This window comes from Hyphomicrobium sp. (assembly GCF_036262015.1).
Lineage (GTDB): Bacteria > Pseudomonadota > Alphaproteobacteria > Rhizobiales > Hyphomicrobiaceae > Hyphomicrobium_C.
Map to the genome: position 1 here is coordinate 1,140,551 of NZ_DATAJR010000008.1, position 23,538 is coordinate 1,164,088.

The 23,538-nt window shown below is 61.1% G+C and carries 30 protein-coding genes; 18 read left to right on the forward strand and 12 right to left on the reverse strand.

What is annotated here, in order from left to right:
- Positions 1–22: 22 nt before the first annotated feature.
- Complete coding sequence (pdxH, locus tag VHO05_RS13900) at positions 23–670, forward strand: pyridoxamine 5'-phosphate oxidase (RefSeq protein ID WP_329647180.1); 648 nt, start codon at positions 23–25, stop codon at positions 668–670.
- A gap of 260 nt (positions 671–930) precedes the next feature.
- Positions 931–1,983 (forward strand): fatty acid desaturase, encoded by a 1,053-nt coding sequence (locus VHO05_RS13905; RefSeq protein ID WP_329647181.1) that lies wholly within the window; start codon positions 931–933, stop codon positions 1,981–1,983.
- 92 nt (positions 1,984–2,075) lie between these two features.
- Here the strand turns inward: VHO05_RS13905 and VHO05_RS13910 are convergent, their stop codons facing one another.
- Complete coding sequence (locus VHO05_RS13910; RefSeq protein ID WP_329647182.1) at positions 2,076–2,294, reverse strand: hypothetical protein; 219 nt, start codon at positions 2,292–2,294, stop codon at positions 2,076–2,078.
- Between the two features lie 108 nt (positions 2,295–2,402).
- Entirely contained in the window at positions 2,403–3,983 is a 1,581-nt protein-coding gene (locus VHO05_RS13915) for a DEAD/DEAH box helicase (protein ID WP_329647183.1), read from the reverse strand.
- Between the two features lie 346 nt (positions 3,984–4,329).
- Here VHO05_RS13915 and VHO05_RS13920 point away from each other — a divergent pair, with 346 nt between their 5' ends.
- A complete protein-coding gene (locus VHO05_RS13920; protein WP_329647184.1) occupies positions 4,330–4,953 on the forward strand; it encodes a class I SAM-dependent methyltransferase in 624 nt (207 codons plus the stop codon).
- Positions 4,954–5,010: 57 nt separating this feature from the next.
- On the opposite strand, the gene VHO05_RS13925 is transcribed toward VHO05_RS13920, so the two are convergent.
- Complete coding sequence (locus tag VHO05_RS13925) at positions 5,011–5,226, reverse strand: cold-shock protein (protein WP_329647185.1); 216 nt, start codon at positions 5,224–5,226, stop codon at positions 5,011–5,013.
- Between the two features lie 529 nt (positions 5,227–5,755).
- Here VHO05_RS13925 and VHO05_RS13930 point away from each other — a divergent pair.
- From VHO05_RS13930 to VHO05_RS13965, 8 genes are all read left to right on the forward strand, one after another.
- Positions 5,756–6,583 (forward strand): hypothetical protein, encoded by an 828-nt coding sequence (locus VHO05_RS13930; protein WP_329647186.1) that lies wholly within the window; start codon positions 5,756–5,758, stop codon positions 6,581–6,583.
- A gap of 133 nt (positions 6,584–6,716) precedes the next feature.
- Positions 6,717–6,998 (forward strand): hypothetical protein, encoded by a 282-nt coding sequence (locus tag VHO05_RS13935; protein WP_329647187.1) that lies wholly within the window; start codon positions 6,717–6,719, stop codon positions 6,996–6,998.
- A gap of 60 nt (positions 6,999–7,058) precedes the next feature.
- Entirely contained in the window at positions 7,059–7,427 is a 369-nt protein-coding gene (locus VHO05_RS13940; protein WP_329647188.1) for a DUF488 domain-containing protein, read from the forward strand.
- Positions 7,428–7,508: 81 nt separating this feature from the next.
- Positions 7,509–8,195 (forward strand): RNA polymerase sigma factor, encoded by a 687-nt coding sequence (locus VHO05_RS13945; protein WP_329647189.1) that lies wholly within the window; start codon positions 7,509–7,511, stop codon positions 8,193–8,195.
- A gap of 87 nt (positions 8,196–8,282) precedes the next feature.
- Entirely contained in the window at positions 8,283–8,807 is a 525-nt protein-coding gene (locus VHO05_RS13950; RefSeq protein ID WP_329647190.1) for a DUF4142 domain-containing protein, read from the forward strand.
- Positions 8,808–8,815: 8 nt separating this feature from the next.
- Positions 8,816–9,145 carry a cupredoxin domain-containing protein gene (locus VHO05_RS13955; RefSeq protein ID WP_329647191.1) on the forward strand — a complete coding sequence of 110 codons (330 nt, stop codon included), beginning with the start codon at positions 8,816–8,818 and terminating at the stop codon, positions 9,143–9,145.
- 63 nt (positions 9,146–9,208) lie between these two features.
- Positions 9,209–9,832 carry a GTP cyclohydrolase I FolE gene (gene folE, locus VHO05_RS13960; protein ID WP_329647192.1) on the forward strand — a complete coding sequence of 208 codons (624 nt, stop codon included), beginning with the start codon at positions 9,209–9,211 and terminating at the stop codon, positions 9,830–9,832.
- A 30-nt stretch (positions 9,833–9,862) separates the two neighbouring features.
- Complete coding sequence (locus tag VHO05_RS13965; RefSeq protein ID WP_329647193.1) at positions 9,863–10,690, forward strand: aminoglycoside phosphotransferase family protein; 828 nt, start codon at positions 9,863–9,865, stop codon at positions 10,688–10,690.
- Positions 10,691–10,725: 35 nt separating this feature from the next.
- Here the strand turns inward: VHO05_RS13965 and VHO05_RS13970 are convergent, their stop codons facing one another.
- Positions 10,726–10,950, reverse strand: a complete 225-nt coding sequence (locus tag VHO05_RS13970) for a DUF2188 domain-containing protein (RefSeq protein WP_329647194.1) — start codon at positions 10,948–10,950, stop codon at positions 10,726–10,728.
- Between the two features lie 462 nt (positions 10,951–11,412).
- On the opposite strand from VHO05_RS13970, the gene VHO05_RS13975 reads away from it, so the two are divergent.
- From VHO05_RS13975 to VHO05_RS13990, 4 genes are all read left to right on the forward strand, one after another.
- Complete coding sequence (locus VHO05_RS13975; protein WP_329647195.1) at positions 11,413–12,561, forward strand: OpgC domain-containing protein; 1,149 nt, start codon at positions 11,413–11,415, stop codon at positions 12,559–12,561.
- 23 nt (positions 12,562–12,584) lie between these two features.
- Positions 12,585–13,328, forward strand: a complete 744-nt coding sequence (locus tag VHO05_RS13980; protein ID WP_329647196.1) for an SGNH/GDSL hydrolase family protein — start codon at positions 12,585–12,587, stop codon at positions 13,326–13,328.
- Between the two features lie 99 nt (positions 13,329–13,427).
- Positions 13,428–13,925: a DUF2165 domain-containing protein gene (locus VHO05_RS13985; RefSeq protein WP_329647197.1), complete on the forward strand. Its 498-nt coding sequence runs from the start codon at positions 13,428–13,430 to the stop codon at positions 13,923–13,925.
- Positions 13,916–14,281, forward strand: a complete 366-nt coding sequence (locus VHO05_RS13990) for a PQQ-binding-like beta-propeller repeat protein (RefSeq protein WP_329647198.1) — start codon at positions 13,916–13,918, stop codon at positions 14,279–14,281. The genes VHO05_RS13985 and VHO05_RS13990 overlap by 10 nt, the downstream gene beginning before the upstream one ends.
- 3 nt (positions 14,282–14,284) lie before the next feature.
- Here VHO05_RS13990 and VHO05_RS13995 read toward each other — a convergent pair whose 3' ends face one another.
- A complete protein-coding gene (locus tag VHO05_RS13995) occupies positions 14,285–14,977 on the reverse strand; it encodes a glutathione S-transferase family protein (RefSeq protein WP_329647527.1) in 693 nt (230 codons plus the stop codon).
- 190 nt (positions 14,978–15,167) lie between these two features.
- Between VHO05_RS13995 and VHO05_RS14000 the strand changes: the two genes are divergently transcribed.
- A complete protein-coding gene (locus VHO05_RS14000) occupies positions 15,168–16,994 on the forward strand; it encodes a cation:proton antiporter (RefSeq protein WP_329647199.1) in 1,827 nt (608 codons plus the stop codon).
- 37 nt (positions 16,995–17,031) lie between these two features.
- Here VHO05_RS14000 and VHO05_RS14005 read toward each other — a convergent pair whose 3' ends face one another.
- Both VHO05_RS14005 and VHO05_RS14010 read right to left on the reverse strand, forming a co-directional pair.
- Positions 17,032–17,382: a hypothetical protein gene (locus VHO05_RS14005; RefSeq protein WP_329647200.1), complete on the reverse strand. Its 351-nt coding sequence runs from the start codon at positions 17,380–17,382 to the stop codon at positions 17,032–17,034.
- A 309-nt stretch (positions 17,383–17,691) separates the two neighbouring features.
- A complete protein-coding gene (locus tag VHO05_RS14010) occupies positions 17,692–17,823 on the reverse strand; it encodes a hypothetical protein (RefSeq protein ID WP_329647201.1) in 132 nt (43 codons plus the stop codon).
- Between the two features lie 158 nt (positions 17,824–17,981).
- Between VHO05_RS14010 and VHO05_RS14015 the strand changes: the two genes are divergently transcribed.
- On the forward strand, positions 17,982–18,413 hold the full coding sequence (locus tag VHO05_RS14015) for a hypothetical protein (protein WP_329647202.1): 432 nt from the start codon (positions 17,982–17,984) through the stop codon (positions 18,411–18,413).
- 191 nt (positions 18,414–18,604) lie between these two features.
- Positions 18,605–18,898: a PepSY domain-containing protein gene (locus VHO05_RS14020; protein ID WP_329647203.1), complete on the forward strand. Its 294-nt coding sequence runs from the start codon at positions 18,605–18,607 to the stop codon at positions 18,896–18,898.
- 65 nt (positions 18,899–18,963) lie between these two features.
- Here VHO05_RS14020 and VHO05_RS14025 read toward each other — a convergent pair whose 3' ends face one another.
- From VHO05_RS14025 to VHO05_RS14045, 5 genes are all read right to left on the reverse strand, one after another.
- On the reverse strand, positions 18,964–19,788 hold the full coding sequence (locus VHO05_RS14025) for a c-type cytochrome (RefSeq protein ID WP_329647204.1): 825 nt from the start codon (positions 19,786–19,788) through the stop codon (positions 18,964–18,966).
- A gap of 509 nt (positions 19,789–20,297) precedes the next feature.
- Positions 20,298–20,597 carry an AIPR family protein gene (locus VHO05_RS14030; RefSeq protein ID WP_329647205.1) on the reverse strand — a complete coding sequence of 100 codons (300 nt, stop codon included), beginning with the start codon at positions 20,595–20,597 and terminating at the stop codon, positions 20,298–20,300.
- 91 nt (positions 20,598–20,688) lie between these two features.
- Positions 20,689–20,985, reverse strand: a complete 297-nt coding sequence (locus VHO05_RS14035; protein WP_329647206.1) for a hypothetical protein — start codon at positions 20,983–20,985, stop codon at positions 20,689–20,691.
- Between the two features lie 343 nt (positions 20,986–21,328).
- Positions 21,329–21,604: a hypothetical protein gene (locus tag VHO05_RS14040; protein ID WP_329647207.1), complete on the reverse strand. Its 276-nt coding sequence runs from the start codon at positions 21,602–21,604 to the stop codon at positions 21,329–21,331.
- Between the two features lie 838 nt (positions 21,605–22,442).
- Positions 22,443–23,489, reverse strand: coding sequence for an AbiJ-NTD4 domain-containing protein (locus VHO05_RS14045; RefSeq protein WP_329647208.1), 1,047 nt, complete (start codon positions 23,487–23,489; stop codon positions 22,443–22,445).
- Positions 23,490–23,538: the final 49 nt, after the last annotated feature.

Sequence of the window (23,538 nt, forward strand, 5' to 3'; positions counted from 1 at the left end):
TTCGCAGCAGGCAGTAGGGCTAGTGACAAAAGACAATTTCGAACCTTGTGCAGAGACGCCGGATTTCACGGCGTCGGATGAACCGTTTGCGCTGTTCGAAGCCTGGCTCGCCGAAGCCACTGTCTCTGAGCCCAACGATCCCACGGCCATGGCGCTCGCGACGGTCGATGCTGCGGGAAATCCCAATGTTCGCATGGTGCTGCTCAAAGGCGTCGACGAGGTCGTGCATCCGGAGCGCGGCTTTGTCTTCTATACGAACCTCGAAAGTGCGAAGGGCCGCGAGCTGGCGCAGCATCCCGCCGCGGCGTTGTTGTTCCATTGGAAGTCCCTTAGGCGGCAGGTCCGCGTTCGGGGGCCGGTTACGGCAGTGTCCGCCGAGGAAGCAAATCTCTATTTCGCATCGCGTCCACGTTTGTCGCGTATCGGTGCCTGGGCTTCCGATCAGTCCCGGCCGCTCGAGAGCCGCTACGCCTTCGAGAAGCGCGTCGCCCAGTTCACGGCAAAGTTCGGGATGAGCGAGGTGCCGCGGCCTCCGCATTGGTCGGGCTTCCGGCTGACCCCCGTCGAGATCGAGTTGTGGCACGATCGTCCGTTTCGCCTGCACGACAGAGTGGTGTTTCGTCGCGCGGCCTCTTCGGAGCCGTGGACGAAAACGAGGCTCTTTCCTTGAGCCTCGATAGGGCTTTGTTTCGTCCCACAACCGTCACGGTTTGACGGATTTGTGAGAAAGCCCCGTGCTCTATTAGAAATTCGTGCAGTGCACAAAACCAAGTCGGCGTGCATTCGGCGTGTATTTGGCTTTTTGTGTACCAGCCCAGTGGAATTTGGCGCGCCTACTTGCGGATTGACTGGCAGCCTGCAAGTGTGCCCCCGCAACCATGGGGAGTCGCCTCGGCGGGCGCTTCGACCGCGAATTCCACGGGGGAATATTTGGCACACACTCTTGCGTCCGGCTCAGCCGCGTCCGGTTCCGAGACGCTGGCGCAGCCGCAAAAGGCGCGCGATTGGATCGAGATCCTGCAGCGCTATCGCCATCCAGATCCTGCGCGCAGCATCTTCGAAGTGTTCATCACTCTCGTTCCGTTTGTCGTGCTTTGGATCGCTGCCTGGCTGGCGCTCGATGTCGGCTACTGGCTTACGCTCCTGATCACCGTTCCGGCCGCGTTCTTCCTCGTGCGGGTTTTCCTCATTCAGCACGACTGCGGCCACGGAGCGCTCTTCCGCAAGAGGCTGACCAACGATTGGGTCGGTCGCGTGATGGGCGTCCTCACGCTGACGCCTTACGACGCCTGGAAGCGTTCTCACGCGATCCACCACGCGACGCACGGCAGCCTTGAGGACCGTGGCACCGGTGACATCGATACGCTCACGGTACGCGAGTATTCGGCGCTCTCGCCATGGCGCCGCTTCCTATATCGCACGTATCGTCACCCGATCGTTCTGTTTGGGATTGGGCCGACGCTGCTCTTCGTCGTGCAGCACCGTCTGCCGTTCAGCATGCTCCGTGGTGCGGATTGGCGCAGCTGGGCGAGCGTGATCGGAACCAACCTTGGGCTCATCGCCGGCGGCGGGTTGCTCATCTGGCTTGTGGGCTGGAAAGCCTTCCTTGCGGTGCAGCTTCCGATCGTGGCGATCGGCTCTTCGATTGGCGTATGGCTGTTCTACATCCAGCACCAATTCGAGGACACGATCTGGGCGGAGAAGCCCGATTGGAACGTGCACGAGGCCGCTCTGCACGGCAGCTCGCACTATGCTCTCCCCGGGTTCCTGCCTTGGCTGACGGCGCATATTGGGGTGCACCACGTTCATCATCTCTACAGCCGGATTCCTTATTACAACCTGCCGAAGGTTTTGAAGGACCACCCGGAACTCGCGAACGTGCACCGCATCACGCTCTGGGAAAGCTTCAAGTGCGTGAAGCTGCGTCTTTGGGACGAGGAGGGGCGCCGGCTCGTCGCTCTGTCCGAAGCAGCTATCGCCTAAGCCGCCGCTTCCTTTCCGGGATGCTCCAATAAAAAAAACGGCCGCCTTTCTGGGCGGCCGGTTTTTATTTTCTTCGGGCGCGCTTGCAGATCTCATGCACGCTCGATGGATTTGATCGGACCGCGGGGGCGACCTGAGCGCTCAGCGATCTCGCGATCTTGAGCTTCGATCGCGGCACGTGCCGGCTCATCGCCATCCAGGCCTCCGAGGATTTCCCCCGGCACTTTGCGGTTCGAAGTTTGGGACCCGTCCTGATAGAGGACATTGAACAGCACGAATTCGGCTTTCGGGTTCGGTTTCTTGCGGGCCATGGGCGTCCTTTCAGTGAGGCAAGGCGGGATGCGGCGGCAGTGCGCTGCTTCCACGGCGTTGACGTGTGAAATGGGGTTTCAGAGTGCCGTTTGCACGGCTCCGGCCCGTTATCCCGCGTCGCGATTCCGGCTGCCGGCGTCGGCATTCGGCCGGCGCTGGCGCTCGTGTCCGCCGCCGTTCGGCCGACCGCCGTTGCGGTCGCGTTGGGCGTGCGCACGATCGCCATTCTGATGGCGGTCGTGGTGAGCGTGTCCGCGTGCGCCATCGCGGCGTCCGCCGCCTCCGTTGCCGGGGCGTGCGAGGAAGCCGACATGGGCCAGCGATCCGGTATCCTCGTCGCGGGAGTGCTCGTTGCGCTGTTGACCGCGTTTGCCTTCGTTCGCGCTCGCGTTCGCATTCCGATCGCGGTGCGGACGCTGTCCGCGTTGCGGACGTTCACCGCGCGACGCTTGCGCTTGGCGATTGTCGCGTCCGCCACCGTTGCGCTGTCCACGATGGCTACCCTGCGACCGCTCTCCGTCTTCGCGGCGCGGGGGTGTACGGTCGGCGACAATCGAGGGATCGTTGCGACGGTCCTCGTGCGGGATCTGCTGTCGCGTCAGGCGCTCGATGGCGCGGAGCTGATCGCGTTCCTCAACGTCGCACAATGAGATGGCGATGCCCGATGCACCCGCGCGGGCCGTGCGGCCGATGCGGTGCACGTACGCCTCGGGGACTTCAGGCAGCTCGTAGTTGATGACGTGGGTGACGAGATCGATGTCGATGCCGCGCGCTGCGATGTCGGTGGCAACCAGGATCTTGATGCGCGACTGCTTGAAATCCTCGAGTGCGATTTCACGCTGGCGCTGGCTCTTGTTGCCGTGAATGGCCGCGGCCTTCATGCCATGGCTTTCGAGATGCCGGGCGACGCGATCTGCGCCGCGCTTGGTCCGCGTGAACACGAGGGTGCGTGTCATCTCGGGATTGGCGAGCAGTTCGGCCAGGAGCGCACGCTTCTTCCCAGCTTCAATATGGATCACGCGCTGGCGGACGCGCTCGGCAGTCGTCGCAACGGGCGCGACCGAAACCTTGGTCGGGTTCTCAAGAAGCTCATCAGCGAGACCCGAAATCTCGCTCGGCATGGTGGCTGAGAAGAAAAGGTTCTGCCGCCGATGGGAGAGATGCGAGACGATGCGGCGGATCGGTTTCACGAAACCGAGGTCGAGCATCTGGTCGGCTTCGTCGAGGACGAAGATCTCCGTGCCGGAGATGTCGGCGCAGCGCTGGTCCATGAGGTCGAGGAGCCGGCCCGGCGCCGCGACGAGGACGTCGACGCCGCGGGAGAGTGCTTGGATCTGGGGCCGATGGGCGACGCCGCCAAAGACAACCGCAACGGTGATCCCGAGATGGCGGCCATAGGCGCGGAAGCTATCACCGATCTGGGACGCCAGCTCGCGCGTGGGAGAGAGGACGAGCACCCGGCAGCCTTTGCGCGGTGCCGGGCGCGGATTCGCGGCAAGGCGGTGGAGAATCGGCAACGCGAAGGCAGCGGTCTTGCCGGTGCCGGTCTGTGCGATGCCGAGGAGATTGCGGCCTTCCATGACCGGCGCAATGGCCTTGGCCTGGATGGGCGTGGGGGTCGAGTAGCCTTCTTCCGCGAGGGCCTTAAGGATCGGCTCGGCGAGGCGAAGGTCGGTAAATGATGTCAAAGGACAGTCTTTCTTTTTGAGGCCGCGCACGCGGCGACGAGTTGCCCAGCTCCGTGCCGGACATGTCTCATTCTTCGATGACGCCCCGCGTGGCCTGGGCTGTCGGATGGGGATTTTTTTCAGGGCGCTCAACAGGAGGACGAATTGAACTCACTGCGGTCTCATGGACCTCGAGTTCGACACATGTCCCTTCACGCGGCTGGAGCGCCGGAAGACGCTCTTTTTGTGTGAGCGTTGCGCGGCTTGTCTCATGTTGGGGGTGTTAAGTCAAGGTGAGCTGCCGGTTGACGGGGTCGCAGCCCAACGCTGACCCTCCTGCGTACTGGGACGGCTTGATCCGGAAGATATGATCCTTAACACTCGGCCGATGCAGACCCCAGCCAACAAGATCATCGACCTCTATGAGCGGCACGCCGGTGCCTGGGACTCGGATCGAGGTAAATCGCTATTTGAGAAGCCTTGGCTCGACCGGTTCAGAGCCGCGATGGGGTGCGATACCTCTATCCTCGACATCGGATGCGGTTCGGGCGAGCCGATTGCGCGGTATTTCATCGAGACGGGGCATGCCGTGACGGGCGTCGATTCTTCAGCGTCTCTCATCCGGACTTGCGGCGAGCGTTTCGCGGATCAGACGTGGATCGTCGCCGACATGCGGCGTTTGAGCCTCGGCCGGTGCTTCGGCGGGCTGATCGCCTGGGACAGCTTCTTCCACCTGTCGCCCGATGATCAGAGGGGGATGTTTCCCGTGTTCAAGGCGCATGCGAAGCCTGGAGCGGCGCTTCTCTTTACGAGCGGACCGGATCAGGGCGAAGCAATCGGCTCCTTTCAGGGCGAGCCGCTTTATCACGCGAGCCTCGCCGCTTCCGAGTACGAGACGCTGCTTGCCGAGAACGGTTTCGAAACGCTGGCTCACGTCGTGGAGGACAGGACGTGCGGCGGTCATACGGTTTGGCTCGCGCGGAGCACATAAACGAAAATGCCGCCGGCGGGGGCCGGCGGCATGAATTTCTGTAAAGCCGGTGCTCGCTTAGACGAGCTGAACCTGGCCGGCCTGCTTGCCGCGGCCCTTGCGGTCGTCCTCGAGAACGAAGGAGATCTTGTCGCCTTCGTAAACGCCGTTGATGCCGGCCCGCTCGAGAGCGGAAACGTGGAGGAAGACGTCCTTCGAGCCGTCCTCGGGCTGGACGAAGCCGAAGCCCTTAGCGGTGTTGAAGAACTTCACGGTTCCGGTGATGCGATCCATAGGCAGTGTTCCTTCTTGCGTGCAAAAAAGTTGAGCCAATCCCAGACGGCACGCCGTACGCCTGGGATCTCAGTCGATCAGGAATAAGGCAAAACGGCCGGTGGCACGCTCTCTCATTCAACTTCGTGAGGGTACGATCCACCTCGGAGCGCACCGGCACTGGCGTATATGCGGACAGTCTGTGGCGAAAGCAAGGATCAATTGGAGGCGTATTTTCAGCACTGTGTGTCCTGCTTGCATGCTTAACGAGTAGTAAAACAGTACAGAAAAATTGAATGCACCTCATGCGTGCGTTGCATTCATGGCAAGTGGACGCGTGTTTGCGTTGCAGTTCTTTGGAGTTGTCGCCGCAGTGGATGTTCGATTGCTTCGTCAGCTTCTATCTGAGGCTGCCGCGCGGATCGAGGCTCCAGCACTTCTCCCTCTTGCGAGGATTTCTTGCGGTTGGTGATTGTGCTCTGGGCGACATTGTTGGTGCGCTGAACGGCTGCTACGACTCCGAGTCGCTAGGTGGGAGCAGGGGCGCGCTATGGGGACGTTTCTTCGTTGGGCTGGGTTGCTCAGCCTCGCTGGGCTCTTGGGAGGTTGCTCCGAAGGCCTTTCGGGTGTCGATACCGCTTCGATCAAACCCGCTGCGGACGCCGTGACGCACGACTTCGTGCCGGGGGTGCCGAAGGGCTATCAATGTCCGCTGGTCCCGAACGGGTTCGATCCTGCCGGCTCCATCTATCGCCTCGACAAGGAGGGCACCTATTTCCGCGTGAAGGATTTCACGTCGGATCCGAGCGTCACGGCGCTTGGGCCCTACAAGCGCGACGTGCCGATTTCCAACTATCAGCTGTCCGATACGCAACAAGCGAACGCGGGGCTCTCATTCGACCTTCTGAAAAAAGTCGTGCCGGGGCTCAATGCCTCGGGCTCTGCCGACTACAAGAAGGCCATGACGGTCGACATCACGGTTGAGGACATGGTCGGCGAGGTGATCGACGACAACGTAGCCGATAAGATCGTCGACCTCTTCAAGGCCAGCATGAAGCCCAAGCCGGGCAGCAAGTATTTCCTCGTGCGCGAGACGGTGCGTGCGGGTGCGGTCAGCTACAAACTCAAGCAGACGGATCTCGCGCGCCTCGGCGGCAAGGCGGAGGTGGAGAAGCTGGCGCAAGGCCAAGCCAACCTCACCGTGCGCGACAACGACGGCGTGTTCGAGATCAAGCAGACCTTCAAGCCGGAGCGCATGGCGATCTGCATCAAGTCCGCTGAGATCGTGATCGAGGGGGGAGGCTCGGGGGCGACGGTCGCTCTCAAGAGCGCAGACGAGACGCGCGTTCCGCAGATCAAGCGAGTGGGAGCCAACTAGCTGCTCAAAAGGCATTGCTGCATTGCGAGAATAGCAAACGCCTTCTTGCTCCGAATACTTGGGGAGATTATCTTCGAGATAAGGCTAGAACAATAAAGCCGAGGAAACTTCCAAATCTCGAAGGTGGGTGCGAATGACCGAAACGCCGACCCGCGATATCACGAAAGCCGATGTCGACAAGTTCCTGTTCGGCAAACATCTCACGAGCTGCGCCGTCTGCGGGCGTTTTCGCTCCAAGTGCGATCTCGACGTCCACACGTTGAGTTGCCAGCGGGGCGCCACGGCTGACTGCTCGTCGAGCTCCACGCTGAACGTTCTGATGATCGTGTGCCATAATTGTGGGGCGATCGAGTTCCACGACCGGTCGATCATCGCCAAGTGGCTCGACAGCCAGAAAGTGACGCCGGTTCTTTAGCGGCGGGCTTTCGAGTTTGCTTTCCCCGCGTTCCCTTACGCGGGGCAGAGGTGATCGGCCATGAGCCGAACCAGCATGCGGATTCGCATCAAGCGTGTTTACGACGCGCCGCAGCGCGGAGACGGGCTGCGTGTTCTTGTCGACCGTCTTTGGCCGCGAGGCCTCGCGAAAGAGCGCGCCAAGGTCGATCTTTGGCTGAAGGACATTGCGCCGAGCTCGGAGTTGAGAAGCTGGTTCGGCCACGATCCGGGCCGGTGGGGCGCATTCCAGCAGAAGTATCGGCATGAGCTTGCCGGCAAGGCGGAACACGTCCAAATGCTTCGGAAAGCGGCAGCGAAACGCGCCGTCACGTTGTTGTTTGCCGCCCGCACCGAGGACCAGAACAATGCGGTCGTGCTCAAGGATGTCATCGAAGAGGCTGGCCGCTAGAGTTTTTTGCTCGCGACTGGGAACCTCGTCTGAAACTCTGCATCAAAGACCCGAGAGGCTGATCCTGAGCCCGGAGGGTCCATGACGTATCCGCAACGCGATGCCGCTGCCCGCACTGCCGAGAGCGATCTTGTTTCGCGCGCCTTGTCCAAGGATGAGGCCGCGATACGCGCGATCATTCAGGCGAACAACAGGCGGCTCTACCGAGCGGCGCGGAGCATCGTGAAGGATGACAGCGAGGCCGAAGACATCGTGCAGGAGGCTTATCTCCGGGCGTTTTCCGCGTTGGATCGCTTTCGGGGAGATTCAAGCCTTTCTACCTGGCTTACGCGCATCGTGATCAATGAGGCGCTTCAACGGCTCCGGCGCGCGCACGGGGCGCCGTTGCCGGCGGACGAGGGTTTCCCGCTGCACGAGGCTCAAGTGATACAATTTCCAACAGGCGATCCGACTGTCGATCCCGAGCGTGCGACGGCCCAGAAGCAGCTGTGCCGATTGCTCGAGCGCGCCATCGATGACCTTCCCGAGGAGTTCCGGGTGGTGTTGGTGGCGCGCGTCATCGAGACGATGAGCGTCGAGGAGACGGCCCAACTGCTCGGGCTGCGTCCTGAAACCGTCAAGACAAGGCTCCATCGCGCGCGCCGGTTGCTCCGGGATGCCCTCTCGGAGCACGTCGATTCTCTGTTCAGCGACGTATTTCCGTTTGATGGTCCCCGGTGCGAGCGGATCACGGACAGCGTCATCAAGCGGCTCAACGCTCAACTCTGATATTTGCGGGAACCTTCGTTCCGACCCTGCATCCAATTCTCCGTGCAGCACGTGAGCCGTAACGGCTCACCTCATGGAGATCAGATTATGCATCGTTCAAATGTCATCGGCGCGGCGATTGGGTTGATCCTGGCCGGTGCCACAACAAGCGCCCTGGCCGAAGGGCCCACCGATCCGCAGATTGCTCACATCGCCTACACGGCGGGCGATATCGACGTCAAAACCGCAGAGCTCGCGCTTCAAAAGTCGAAAACCAAGACTGTGCGCGCCTTTGCTGAGGACATGGTTCGCGACCATAAGGCCGTGAACGATAAGGCGCTGGCGTTGGTGAAAAAACTCAATGTCACGCCAGAGGACAACGATACGAGCAAGGGGCTCGTAAAGGATGCCGATCAGGAGCGCGCAAAGCTGGCGAAGCTCTCGGGCGCCGAGTTCGACAAGGCCTATGTCGCGAACGAGGTCGCCTATCACAAGACGGTCAATGGGGCACTTGAGAAAACGTTGATCCCATCGTCAAGCAATGCCGAGCTGAAAGGTCTGCTGGAAACCGGGCTCAAGATCTTTCAGGGCCACCAGCAACACGCGGAGCACCTTCTAGGTTCACTGAAGTGATCGGGGCAATGTTTCGCGCGATCGCGCTACCCTGCGCGATCTTTGTGCTGGCCGCGACGGCAGGCGCCGTCGTCGTCGTCGCGGCGAAGACGGTGGACGTAAAGATCGCCGCCTTGGCTTTCGCTCCGGCGGAGGTCACGGCGCATGTCGGGGACACCGTGACGTGGGAAAATGCCGATTTCATCGATCACACGGCGACGTCGAGTGAAGGAGGCTGGGACGTCGTGCTGCCGGTTGGCGGAACAGGGCGTGTTGTTCTGACGAAGGCGGGAACGTTCGATTACATCTGCACCATACATCCCAACATGAAGGGAAAAGTGCATGTCACGAGCGACTAGAGCGCGTCGCGACGAGGGACGCGCTCCGTTCGTGCAACGCAATATCAGGTAGGCAAGGCAATCATGGATGCATGGGTGAAACCGCTCGACGAGAGCGTGAGGAACGGGGTTGTGCCGACGCATGTTCGGCCGGATAGGGTCGAAGTCGAAACGGCGTTCCGGACGATCATTCAGTGGGCTGGCGATGATCCGGATCGTCCGGGATTGGCCGAGACGCCTTCTCGTATGGCGCGGGCGTTCGAGGAGCATTTTTCGGGATACGCCGTCGATCCCCGGCTACTTCTTCGGAAGACTTTTGCGGAGACGGAGGGGTATGACGAAATGGTCGTGCTGAGGGGAATTCCCTTCGAAAGTCATTGCGAGCATCATCTCGCGCCGATCATCGGACGCGCGTGGGTGGGCTATATTCCGCAGGGGCGCGTGGTCGGGATCAGCAAGCTTGCGCGCGTGGTGGAGGCTTATGCAAAACGCCTTCAAATCCAGGAGAAGATGACGGTGCAGGTCGCGACTGCGATCCACAGCGTTCTGAAACCGCGTGGTGTCGGCGTCGTTCTCAAGGCGGCACACCATTGCATGACGACACGCGGCGCGCGCAAGGCGAATACCGATCTGGTTACGAGCCGGATGCTGGGGTGCTTTCGCGAGGATGCTTCGGTGCGTCACGAGTTCTTGAGATTCATCGATTGAGTTGCGCGGTGCAGTGTGCGAAATCGGTGCATGCTTCCCAACAGCACCGATTTCGACGTCTACCTCACGCGCTGGGGCCTCGTGCCCGACGGCGATCCCATCTTCACGCGGGCCGCTCGCCTGCTTCCCGTCCGCCGTGGCGGGGAGGCGGCGATGCTCAGGATCACCGTCCTGGAGGAGGCGAAGGGTGGCGAGGTGCTTCTGAACTGGTGGGAGGGACGCGGCGCCGCGCGCGTTCTCGCCGTGGATGGCGATGCGCTTCTGCTCGAGCGGGCGGAGGGCTCCCGCTCGCTCTCGGCTTATGCCCGCAACGGCCGGGACGACGAAGCCACGGAGATTATCTGCGACGTCATCTCAGAGCTGCACGTGCCGCGCGACAAGGCGCTTCCCGATCTCATCCCTCTCGATCGCTGGTTTGCGGAGCTTTGGCCTGTCGCGGCAACGCAAGGAGGAATTTTCGCGCGCTCCGCCGAAGCGGCCCGGGCCCTTCTTTCAAGCGAGCGGGAGATTGGGGCGCTTCATGGCGACATCCACCATGACAACATTCTCGACTTCGGCGAGCGCGGATGGCTTGCAATCGATCCGAACCGGCTTTGCGGAGAGCGCGGGTACGACTACGCAAATCTCTTCTGCAACCCCGACATAGAAGACCCCGCGCGCCCCGTTGCCGTTCTGCCGGAGCGTTTTCTGCGTCGGCTCGAGATCGTCGTCGAACGCTCGGGGTTGGAACGGAAGCGGTTGCTGCAATGGGTTCTCGCCTACACGGGCCTGTCGGCCGCGTGGCTCCTAAATGACGGCGAGGGAGCGGACATAGATCTTGCGGTAGCAAAATTGGCGCTGGCCGAGATCGACCGGTAGCGGGCGATGGTCGTCACCGCATCCGCGCGTCGTACTCAGAGAAACACGGGGTAAGTGAGGTCAGACGCCGGGACGCGGGCTTGCTTGCCGTCTGTCTGATGTACGATCAGGTCGACTTTGCCACGATGTGCCAAGGCGCGTGCGTAAGCTTCAGCATACTCGCGCTTACGGAAGCTACCGAAGCACTTGTTCCCAAACGATTGTTTGATCGTCCAGCCGACGTCCTTGTGATGCGTGACGTGAATGGCCGTTCGTTCCATCGTCCAACCTCCGGAATTTGGTGTTGGGCGTCACTCTTGTGACGGGGTCTTCGCTGGCGAATTATGCCTGAAATGAGGTGCTGCGTGCAGCGGAGCAATGAAATAGCTTAAGCGCGTATTATCGGACGTGTTGATGTCGGGACTATGACCCTGGAGGGTACCGCTGTCGAACAAATTGTCCTGCGACGCGGATTGGGCTCGTTTTTTTGACGCTCGTCGTCAGGTTCCAGGCGCATTGGCCAAGCTTATCCTGCCGTTCGCCCGCTCATCTGCCGTTCAGGTTCGATCCGCTATCTCGGAGAATGATACGATTTGTTTCCAGCCGAGCCTTGTGATGAAAGCCCAGCGTGGTGCGGCGCGGGAGTTCTCAGACCTGAAACAAAAATGACACTTGCGGGTTTATCAGGCGGCGATGGACAAACTCTGTCGCTTGAGCCTCAGTAAAGAGATGATTGCGCTGCCATGCGTCTGAGCCATCAGAAGGAACGGGATCTGCGGATTGATTTCTTCCGCGGGTTGGCGCTCATCTTCATCTTCATCGACCACATTCCCGACAACACGTGGGCGTTGGGGACGCTGCGGAACTTCGGTTTCGCCGACGCAAGCGAGGTATTCGTTCTGCTGGCCGGCTATTCGGCGGGGCTCGCCTATTGGTCGACGACCGAGACGGGCGGGTTCAGCGCAGCCTTCAGCCGGGCCAGCCGTCGAGCCCGCGAGATCTACATCTGGCACATTGGGCTTTTCGTCGTTTCGGCCTTGCTGCTCTATTCCGCAGCGCGCCTCTTCAACAATCCTTCTTACGTCAACAACATCGCCATCAGCGAGTTGGCCACAAATCCCGTTCGCACCCTGGCGTCGGCGCTGGCACTCTTCTACCAGCCGAACATGATGAACATTCTGCCGATGTACGTCGTTCTGATGTTCTGGTTGCCGTTCGTGATCGTGATGCTGCGCCGGAGCGTTGTGCTTGCGCTGGGCGTGTCGTTTGCGATCTGGTTCATTGCCAATCAGGCGGGGCTGAACCTGCCTGCCCATCAGCGTTCTGAGGGCTGGCTGTTCAATCCCTTTGCCTGGCAGCTCCTGTTCACCACGGGTGCAGCGGCGTCTGTTCTTGCGCGCCGGCTGGACGGTACGCATCCACGGCCGGAGCTCGCCTTCCCGGCCGTCGCCTACGTGGTTTTTTCCTTCCTTGTGGCTGCGCCGTGGGTTGCAATCTCCTGGCTTCCCGACGAGCGGCTGCTCGCGCGAGAGATCCTCGGACCGATGAGCAAGTCGGACCTTTCGGTCTGGCGCTTCCTGCACGTTCTCGCGCTGGCCTACGTTATCGCGGCGCTGGTGCCCAAGAATGCACCGTGGCTCAAGCAATCCTGGGCCCACATGGTTGAGCTTTGCGGGAAGCGCTCGCTCGAAATCTTCGCACTTGGCACACTGCTGTCATTTTTTGGTTGGATAGCCCTCACAGAATTGGGTTCCAATCAGATGACGATGCTGGTGGTCAACGCGGCCGGCATCGCGATCATGGGTATGACCGCATGGCAGATGTCGCGCCGCACGTCCTCGCAGGCTCGTCCGCACTCCGGATCGCAGCCCGTGCAGGCTCTCGCTTCCTAGGTTCGCTTCTTGGAGGTGCCGCGTTGGCGGCTCTCCTGTTCTCCGTCCCGGCCTCCGCTGACTGCACCGCGCCCGCTGATCTGGTGAAGCTTCAAGCCCCGTTGCCACGGCTTGTCGCCGCCGTGCGCGAGAGCGAGCGTATTCGCATCGTTGCGCTTGGATCCTCCAGCACATGGGGGGCGGGGGCGAGCAGCCGGGCACGCGCCTATCCAGCTCGTCTCGAAAGCGAACTGCGTACCGCGTGGCCGAAGGCAGACGTTCGCGTCATCAATGCGGGTGTCAACGGTGAGCTTGCACGCAACATGCTGGCGCGTATCGGACAGCAGGTGACGCCGCACAATCCGCAGCTCGTCATTTGGCAGACGGGCGTCAACGATGCCATCCGGGGTGTGCCGCTCGACACCTTTAGGCTTCAGGTGCGCACAGGGATCGAACGTCTGCGTGCGACGGGCGCAGACGTCGTTCTCATCGATCAGCAATACTATCCCGGGTTCAAGTCGGTGAAGGACGGGCCGCTCTATCTGGCGGCTCTGCGCGACACGGCGGCCCAGTTCAACGTGCCGGTCGTACAGCGCTTTCGCATCATGCAGCATCTGATATCGAGTGCACAGTTCACGACGGCGACCCTGCTGTCGCCCGATCAGTTTCATTTGAACGACAGGTCCTACGATTGCCTGGGCCACCTACTGGCGCAGTCTCTGCGTTCCGCGGCCGCCTTGGCTCCTGCAGGCGAGACCGCCGTGACCAAGGGGCAGGCCCGGATGTAAGGGCTGGAACGGCCGCGCCTTTCGCGTGGACTGCTCTCAAATGTCCGTAATGTGATATAGACGGCCGGCTGCAACTGGAATTGCGGAAGAGGCCGCCTCATGCTCGTCCGTCTCTCTAAAGCCCTGCTGGCCCTGCTGCTTGGCGTCTTTGCGCTTCTGGTCGGCGTGGACAATGTTATCGACTACGGGACGAATTTCGCGTTCGTGCGCCACGTCCTGTCGATGGATACGACGTTTCCCGGCAACACCCTCATGTGGCGCGCCATCACCAGCGAGGGGGTGCATCACGCCGCCTATGCCGCCATTATCGCATCCGAAATCGGTGTGGGATTGCTGTGTACGGCGGGAGCCTGGCGCATCTTTGCCGGGCGGGACTTGCCCCCACGGGAATTCAGGAGCGCGAAGTCGCTGGCGATTGCCGGCCTCGTTGCCGGATTCGCGCTCTATTTCTTCGGTTTCCTTGTGGTCGGTGGCGAATGGTTCCAGATGTGGCAGTCCCAGACCTGGAACGGACAGGAGGCGGCGTTCCGCTTCGCCGCCATGTTCGGTCTCGTGCTGATCTTCACTGCAATGGAGGATAGCGACCCATGGTCATGACTGGCATCTCCGATATCAAGGTGCCGCTCGGGCGAACGGCGATGCGCGGGGACCGCGTTGTTGCCGTCGGGCATGCGGGGCACGTGCATCTTCTCGATGCGGTGACCGGACGGCTGATCTGGACGTGTGCCCTTGCCGCGCTGCCGGGTGCGTCCCAGTGCGAAGGCCAGCCAGTCAGCGTCGGCATTGCCGATGAGATGGTGCTCGCTGGGGCGATGGGCCATGTGTTCGCGCTTCGCGTCGAAGACGGGTCCATGCTCTGGCGCAGTGAGCAGCGCTCGCGCGGGTCGGGTGAGACGAATCTCGCCATCGGCGGATCGGCGGGCGGCGACTACGTGGCTCGGCTCGAGAGCTAGTTCTTATCCCGACACGGCCGCGTGTATCTCCTCGCAGTGGCGCACGAGGTTCGTATGGGATTCGACGCAGGCTTTTAGCGGCGTTTCGATCGGGTAATAGTGGATATTGGCTATGAAGGCGTAGATGCTGGCATCGATAGTCGCCGGCCTCATTCCGTGCACGAAGCCCGTTTCCGGTACGAGGCGCGCCAGGATGCCGAGGTCGGCGAGGCCCCGCGCATAGGCTCCGTCGGGAGTATACCGGCCGATGCCTTGGAAATGATAGCGCTGGAAGTTGAAGGCTCGGGCCTTGTCGAGCGCGTCATTCGTCAATCGCGGGTGCTCTCGCTTGAGCGCGTCCCGGAATGACGGGTAGTAGCGATCATCTTTCCAGCGTGAATACGACATCACCCAGTAGAGGTCGTCGAGCAGACGCGTGACGAGCAGGTCGCCGTCGCGTTGGGCCACCGAGAGTGCGGCGTCGGTGGTCAGGCGATATTTGCGTGTGACGTGGGCGATAATGGTCTCGCTATCGCCGATCGTTTCTCCGCTGTCGACGATGTAGGGGAGCTGACCCCGCGGGGCGGTTGATGCGTCGAAGATGTGCTCGTGGTTGAACGGCACCCCAGCAAGCTTGAGAAACGCGTAGACCTTCAGCCCGTAGCCGTTGTTGTCGGCGACGCCGAAGAGGGCCGGGTAGGAGTAGAGCGTCAGCATGGCACGGACCATAACCCGTCCGGCACGCTCCCGTCTTGGTGAGTGGCGGACGGGGGTGTACTGTGCCCGCCCGGACCCGCTTTGCAGTGCAAAAGCCCTTGCTGCCTGTTTTTCGGTCATCTCGATGGCCAAACGCTGGCCTTGTGTGCCGGTCGCGAACCCTTCATGCTTTGGCTTCAGAGGGGTGTTCATGGCGGCTGCCGGATTCAATATCGAGGCTTATAGTGACGCGTTGGTTGTGCTCGGTACTGCGGGCATCGTCGTTCCGCTGGTGCAGCGATGGGGGCTCAGCAGCGTCCTCGGCTACTTGTGTGCCGGCGCCGTGCTGGGGCCGATCGGCCTCGGATCGTTCAAGAGCGAGTTCCCATTTCTCTATTGGGTGACAGTGGTCGACGCGAAGAACGTGTCCGCTATCGCTGAGCTTGGCGTTGTCTTTCTCCTTTTCGTGATCGGACTCGAGCTTTCTTATCAACGCCTTCTGACGATGCGGCGCCTCGTGTTCGGATTCGGCACCTTGCAGGTGGTGTTATCGACGGCGCTGATCGGCGGAATTGCGTCTTTGCTCGGCTACGGACCATCCGTGGCGGTCGTTCTCGGCGCCTGTCTCGCGCTGTCATCGACCGCGATCGTGATCGAGGTGCTTTCGAACCAGCGCAGGCTCACCACGACGACCGGCCGTACCAGTTTTTCCGTGCTGCTTGCGCAGGATCTGGCCGTTGTTCCTATCCTGCTCACGATTTCCATCCTGGGGCGCGGGGAAAGCAGTTCCGCTTTAACGAGCGTTGTTCTGGCTCTGGCCACCGGCGTTCTGGCGCTCGGCTTGATCGTGCTTCTCGGGCGCCTGTTCCTGAGGCCTCTGTTCGGGCTCGTTGCCGCTGTCGGCACGACTGAGCTGTTCGTCGCGGCAATTCTTTTCGTGATCGTCGGGACGGCCACGGCAGCAGGGCTCGCGGGGCTGCCGATGTCGATCGGGGCCTTCGTCGCGGGGCTCCTGCTGGCTGAGTCCGAATACCGGAAGGCGATCGAAACGACCATCGAACCCTTCAAGGGGTTGCTGCTCGGTATCTTCTTCTTCACGGTCGGCATGAGCATCGATCTGCGGGAGCTCGCGCGCGAGCCGCTCCTGCTTTCGGCGGCGGTCGTCGGTGTTATTGCGCTCAAGTCTGCAGTTCTGACGGGGTTGGCCCGGCTCTTTTCCATACCTTGGCCGGCGGCCATAGAGACCGGCTTGCTGCTTGGTCCGGGTGGGGAGTTCGCCTTCGTCGGTATCGGCATGGCGACGGCTTTGGAAATTGTGGATCAAGACACCTCGAGCTTCACGCTTGCCGTGACCTCGTTCAGCATGGCGCTCATTCCGCTGCTCTCTTTGTTCGGCCGGCGGCTTTCGGCCAAGCTCGAGAAGCGCAAGCCGCGCGATCCAGAACTTGCGGTTACCCCGAAATCAGCGAAGGGGCACGCCATCGTCGTCGGCCATGGCCGCGTGGGGCAGGTGGTCGCCGAGATGCTTGAGGGCCATAAATTTCCGTTTCTAGCGGTCGACAGCGATCCCGTGGCCGTGACGGAGCACCGGCGGCGGGGGCGTGATGTCTACTATGGGCAGGCGACGAATCCGGCGTTTCTCAACAGTTGCGGACTCGCGGATGCTGCAGGGGTGATCGTAACGGTGCGGTCGCAAGCAGCCATCGACGAGATCGTCAAGACAGTCCGTGCACAGCGGCCGGACGTCCTTGTCATTGCGCGCGCCCGAGACGCCGAACATGCGCGCCATCTCTATCTCAAGGGTGTGACGGATGCGGTGCCCGAAACGATCGAGGCGAGCCTCCAGCTCTCGGAAGCGACGCTGGTCGGGCTTGGCTTGCCCACGGGACTTGTTATCGCGTCCATTCATGAGAAGCGCGATGAATTCCGGCACGAGTTACAGGAGGCTGCCTCTCAGGCGGGGCTGCTGACGACGCGGTCCATCAAGGCGAAGAAGTCTGCGCGTGCGTCTGCACCTGCGCCCCGGTCCCGTTCGTGACGGGACCGGCTGGTGCGAACGCGTGGCGGTGCTTCAATTAGAACCCGATGCTAAGGCCGAAACGAGGTCCATAGAACCCATAGCCATAATAGCGCGGGCCGTAATAGCCGCCGTAGTACGGGTAATATCCGCCATAGTAGTAAGGCCGATAGTAAGGTCTGTAGTAGGAATAATTGTAGGGGCGGTAGTAGCGATAGGGCCGGTAGCCGCCGTAGTAACCGTAATAGCCCCGGCGCCAGCGCCGATGCACCTTCTCGACGACACTGTTATCGGCCTTGCTCGCCGCCGATGGGCCTAACGGTCCCATCGCTTTTGCCGGAGCCCACGCAGCGACAACGATCACTGCGCCGACTGCCACTAGTGCTGCAAATGCAGATTTCAAACGCATAGCATCCACCTCACAGGTTCAGAACATCTTCCCCCGGGTCGTGCGGATGCAAGTCTAGCACAGTCTGGTTGGCTTGCCAGAGCGTGTGAGCGGCCCATCACGATCGTGATGGGCCGAAGCCGTCAGTAGGCAGAAGCCTACTTGCTGTTGCTCTCGCGCTTGGCCGCTTTCGCAACGCGCTTTTGGGCGTTCTTTACCTTGCGCTGTCTGGCTTGAATGCGCTTGCGGCGCTGGTCCGTCATCGTAGGCATTGGAGTCTCCTTCGGTTGATGCCGCCTTTTACCCTAATCTTGCGCTACGGGAAGCGCGCTATTGCGGCGCCGTCGTAGCCGGGGGCGGCTCGGCCGATACGATGGGCCCGTCGGCAAACACGAATAGATAGGCCAGCATCGCGGCGATACAGGTCACTGCGCCGAAAACGATGAAATGTCGCGAGTGCACGGGAATGTCCTTTTGCCAGGGCTGGACCAGGGCCTGAGCGTAATTGGCGCGTTGACGGACGACAAGGATACCGCGCAGTCTTGGACGTTTGGAGGAGGTCTGGCTGTGGAACCGTTGCGCGCACTTGGCGTTGCAACGCAAGGCCAGGAGCCAGTAACGTGCGTACGGTCCTTGCAAGATCCCTAGGAATTACGGCCTATCTGGCGTTCATCGCCGGACTCGGGACCGTATGCGTCCATCTTGCCCGCCACGCCGGAACACATGCAATTGTGCTTGCCTCCCCATATCTGATGCCAGCGCAGGGTGAGCGCGCTCCAACGCTCGTGGAGCGCCGGCAGATCGAGGCCGCTATCGTGATCGAGGCCAATCTGCAAGACGAGGTGACCATCGTCCCGGACGCTCCCGACATCGCTCTTCCGGTCCTGGCTGCGCAGATGGACGTTTCCGAGAGTGCAGATCTCGCGACGGTGAAGCCCTCGGTCCGCTCCATCAGCCGGACCCGTGCCCGCCACGCGGTACGAGCGGTTCGGACGCCTGCTGCGGACGTGTTCGGCCGCAGCTTCGGTGTGATGCTGATGGCATCGCGTTGAGCGCTTAGCGCCCACCTTCCACTTCCAGGAATTCCAGGAAACGACGCCAGCGGCGTGGTCCTCCGCTACTTCTGGGGAATTCATGGCGGCGCCCAATCCCTCCGTGCAAATCCGGAGGGCCGGAACCGTCAGATGGGTGGCACATTTTGCATGCTATGTCAGACCGTCATCTGCAAAAGAGGTGCTGTTCCATGACGTTCAAACTCGCGCTCGCCGGCCTTGCTCTCGTTCTTGGCTCGGGCGTTGCACTCGCCGACGCCGATTGCCCGGCCGCGCCGAAGGATAAGTGGCTGTCCGAAGCCGACATGAAGAAGAAGGTGGCCGACTTGGGCTACACGCACGACGTCTTCAAGGTCTCGGGTAACTGCTACGAGATCTATGGGAAGAACAAGGACGGCAAGGAAGTCGAGGTCTACTTCAATCCGGTCGACGGCTCGATCGTGAAGGAAGAGATCGAGGACGGCGATCACAAGCACAAGCACTGAAGCCGAGCGTTTCGAGCGTTTCGATTTCCTGAAGCCCCTGGCGCCCGCGCTGGGGGTTTCTGCCTTCAGCGCGTGGCCATGTGCGTGAGAAAGGCGATCAGCGCTTCGAGATCGGCGTCGGGCAGGTTCTTCGCGTCGAAGCCGGGCATCTGCTGTTGCGGCCAGGTGCGCACGGACTTCGGATCACGGATCAGGGCGCGCAGCCCGGCCGGCGTCATGTAGCGAGTGACGTTCATGGGCTGGCCGAGGTCGGGGCCGATGTCGCCTTCGCCCGCGCCCTTCAGGCGATGGCACGCCAGGCACGTCTTGATGAAGGCCGCTTGACCGCGCCGCTCGGCGGCATCAGACGGCAAGGCGGGATCGACGGCCAGCTGCGGCCAACGATGCACGGGATCTTCCACTCCGGTCAGTGCAGCTAGCGCGAACGGCCACTGCTCGGACCCGATGTTGGAGCGCTCCGGATGCTGCCAAACGAGGTAGAATGGTCCGGCGCTCGCGTCACGACCCGGAAGGTTGGGCCACGGCGCGGTCGGATCCTCGACCGCGATCCAGGCCACGGCGCCGCCTGACGCGCCCTCCGTGACGAGCTTGGCCGGGAGCTGCGAGACGAACCCATCGCTTGCGCGCGCTTCGAGGGTGTCGAAGGCGCGGGCCGCGTCGCCGATCAGCGCGAGCAGCGGCACGGCGCGGTAGGTCATGGCGCGGCGATAGGAGACATCGGCAGGGATGGCGAGCGTTTCCGCGTCGGCCCGCGCCAGCAACTCGGCGGCGGTGAACGTTGTCTTCGCCTCCCCGAACGACACCGTGAGCGCGCGGTCGGCGGCGAACGCGGGCTCGCGTCCGAGGGCGCACGCGATGAGCAGAACCGAGAGGGCAATACGTGTGAGCACTTGAGCCGCCTGCGGTTGAAGAGGGGTAAGGTTAGGTTCGGTTATCTATGGGCGCCGGGTGTAAGCCCAACCAGCTATCGCGCCGACGAGGTATGCACATGCTGTAAAAACCCAAATGTGTGCCGCGCGTGGCCCGAAAAGTTCCCTTATGAAACCCGCTTCTGAAAAAGCGAGTGCCACTATGCCCACCGAGGGAATTCCACATGCAATCGCGAGTGTCAGAAACAATCTTGTGACATCTTCGCTCAACACATCCTCTCCCTCGTAAACCAGTTTGCCCCGGAAGAGGATAACCGTAGCGACCCCAACAGCTGCAGCGAATGCAATCACGCACAGTGGCAAAACCAGCAATATTACAATGCCCATTCACTCTCCTCCCGCTTATCTCTTTGCGTCGCTATCGACGCGGTGAGGTTAGGTTATTTGACAGGCGGAGTCAGAGGGGAAGAGAAAGACGCGTGAGGATGGCCGCGAGGAGCCGAGCCACGCGGATTTTTGTTCAGACCGTTTCAAAGAGCGCCGTCCTTAATGCGCCGCGCGACAAGGTCAAGAGTGTGACCGCCGTTGAGCACGCCGTGATACTCCGTGTCCGGCAGGTCGATCTCGTACTTGTCTTCGGCAATTTTTCGAACGCTGTTAGCGTTGATGGCGATTCCGAGATTCTTAAGGTGAAAGGTGTTCTCCAAACAGGAGATGTTCAGCAAGCTCTCGTCCACTTTCTTATAGACGTGCTTACGCGTGTTGGGGCGCCGCGCGTTTGGTCCATACGACCGGCCGTCAACCAGCGTATGCGCTGGAACCCAAACCAAGCCATCGCCTCCATCCCGCTTTTCCAATCCCGCGCGCTACGGGGCATTTGCTCTACGCCGGGTTCGCTACGGCCGCCGCCCGCACCAACGCTCAATGGCCGCGCTGCATCCAGTAGGCGTCGGGGCGCATGAGGCGGACGGCGGGCGTTCCCGGCAGGTACAGCTCGCGTGCGGCGAACTCGATGGCCTTGCGGCTCGGCTTCAGCTGCTCGGCCACGGCCTCGTGGCGGATGCTCGTGACCTCGACCTCGACCCGGACGGCCGCGTTGGTCTTCAGGTCGCGCGCGGGCCAGAGGAAGAATGTCCGGCCATCTTCGTGCAGCCAGTGGCCGTTTTCGTTGGGAGCTGCCGGGAAGTCTTCGAGTTCGAGCGTCGCCTGGTTGGTCATCGTCGCCATCCTTGAGCTGCTTCTTAGTCACTCACCTTCGCTGCCGATCAGTTCCTCGATGTTAGGAACCGGGAGGACGGTGCGCAATCGAAACCCGCTCGTTGTGCGCTGCGCGCCGATCCTTAGGGCGATCATTCGCGTACGGCGGCGCTTTGCGATGCGCGGAGGCGCGTCGTCAGCGATGTTCGCTAAGAGACCCTGTGAAATGGAAACGCGATGCTTCGCAAACGTGGAATTTTGGGTTCATCGCAGCCACTCCGCCGGGCCACGATGAACCCTCGAAAGGCGAGCGCAAGCCGAACAGAGTCCCGCTCGTGTTCGATTGGCTCGCTAGCCAGGCGGCTTACTGCAAGTCCTTCTTTTCCTGATCGACGATAGAAGGATCTTTGCCCTGGGACGCGCCAGGATCAACATCCGGCCCTGAACCCTGCAACTGCTCCTGCTCCTGCTTGACGATAGACGGGTCTTTTCCCTTGGATGCGCTGGCATCCACATCAGGCCCCGAGCCTTCGATGTTCTGCTTCTCCATTTTCGGGAGGTCTTCGGCAAATGCGGGTAGGGCAAACAGGAGTGCCAACAGGGAAGCGCCGAGGACTGCAAAAGTGTTTTTTGTCGACATGGCTTTTATCTCCAAAGGTCTGAAGGGAGCTCGACTCGGCCGATGGCACTGAATGCGCCATCCCCCCAACTGACATCCGTGAAACCGGACGAGATGCACCTTCAACATAGCTGCTTAATTGTTTGAATGTCCATGAGGCTTTGCATCTGGCGCATTAAGCATTTCGCGCGTTGTCGAGGTCGTACGCGCGCCAATCTACTCACGCCGCCCTTGCGGAGCGATGGATCCTCGGGACAAGCCCGAGGATGACATGGGTGGGGAGGAGGTCCGCCTCGTTACACCAACCGGCTCTGCTTGATGGCGGTGGCGATGAAGCTCTTGAAGAGCGGATGCGGCTCGAAGGGTGAGGCCGGATGTCAGGCATGATGAGATAGCCGCGACGTGTTTGCTTGCCCGCCTTCGGCAGGACGCAGCTCGCGCGGGTGTCAAACGGTCAGGCTCAAAGAGCAGAAGTGCAACCCGGGAATTCCGGGGAGCGGAGCGGCAGGCCGTGGGTAGAACTCGGGGATGCGGCCATGCCGCTCCGCCGCTGCCCAGCATCGCGACGAGGTGAATGGCTTATGAGGCCACTCCATCGCAACACGACCTCCACCGATACGGAACCGCGCGCCCGAACATCCACCGTGCGCGCGTTTGCTCCTCGATCCATCACATCGAGAAGACTGCTCCGCACCTTGCCAGCCTAGCTGATGGTACCAGCGATAAGCGGAGGCGCAGCTCCTGCTCACCAAACGCCCAGCTCGTGCCGGCCCCCGGATGAGCGGGATGGGGCGAGGGTATGCGGAGGATTGGGGGCGGGGATAAGTTGTGGTGAGTCCCTACTTTCAGTTGAGGGATCTCAAAGGGACGAACGTCGTATCAATGACTTAATCCACATCATCGCAGACTCGATAGCAAAGGTCGTCTGTTCGGGTGACAACGCAACCATTGGCTGATCGCCAGGTCCGTGGCCAAGCGGGTTTCTAATGTTGGTAAAATACCATTTCAGCGCGTCGGCCTCCCATTGATCGATGAAGCCCGTATTCTTTGAACTCAAGTTGTCAATGAAGTTGTGCGCACCCTTTTCCTTGCCGTGCGTCCAGCCCTTCGCAGTTGAAACGATCTTGATGGTGCTTTCGAGTGCGCGGGCTGCGTAGAAGGCAGGATCTCGACCGTCAGTATCGCGTCGATCGATCGCCTCCTTCATGTCCGTATCAACATTTTTCCAACGTGGTGCGGCGACGATCGACCAGAACGGAGCTTGAACATGTTCGGCAGTGAGGGCGTCTGACCCAATTTGAATATATCCATTGTGGTAGTGGAGATCGCACTCAGCCTGACGGAAGCGGACATTCAATTCGTCCACCGCCGAATGGAACTCGGCATTGAGCTTCGTATTCAAGGCACGCATTACGTCGCCGATATCGCTACCGCCTAAGACCGGCTGCCATTTGCGAGTATCTGCAATGCGCTTGTCGAGTCCGGCATTGATTTCCCGGATCTTCTCTTCTCGCATGCGGAAACCGATCTCAATCAGGCTTAGCCGCTCTTGGACATAACGGTTTGTGTCCCCTCCATATGGCAGGTCTGCCATGAACCAGTTCTCGCAAACTTTTGTCATCGGCCATGTCCCCGACTGGGTAAAATTATTGCCGTTCCATGACGTTTGATAAGAGTAGTTCAATGTTGATAGCGACCTCAATCCAAGCTCCATGCTGAGTCGAGATTGTAGATCGCTCCAGAATGCTTTTCCCTCGTCCGTCGCGTTGCCCTTAGCGTCGTAGTAGGGCGCGACTTGCTCTTCAAGCAATCTAAATGATTGAACGAGCAATCTGCGCTCATTCTCGCCAAAGCTCGTCCACAGCGGCTGTGCCGCGTATCTCCTCGCGAATATGTCGACTAGCATTTTATGCGGCCACTACCCACGTTTGGAAGCAAGTGCGGACTCGGCGGCC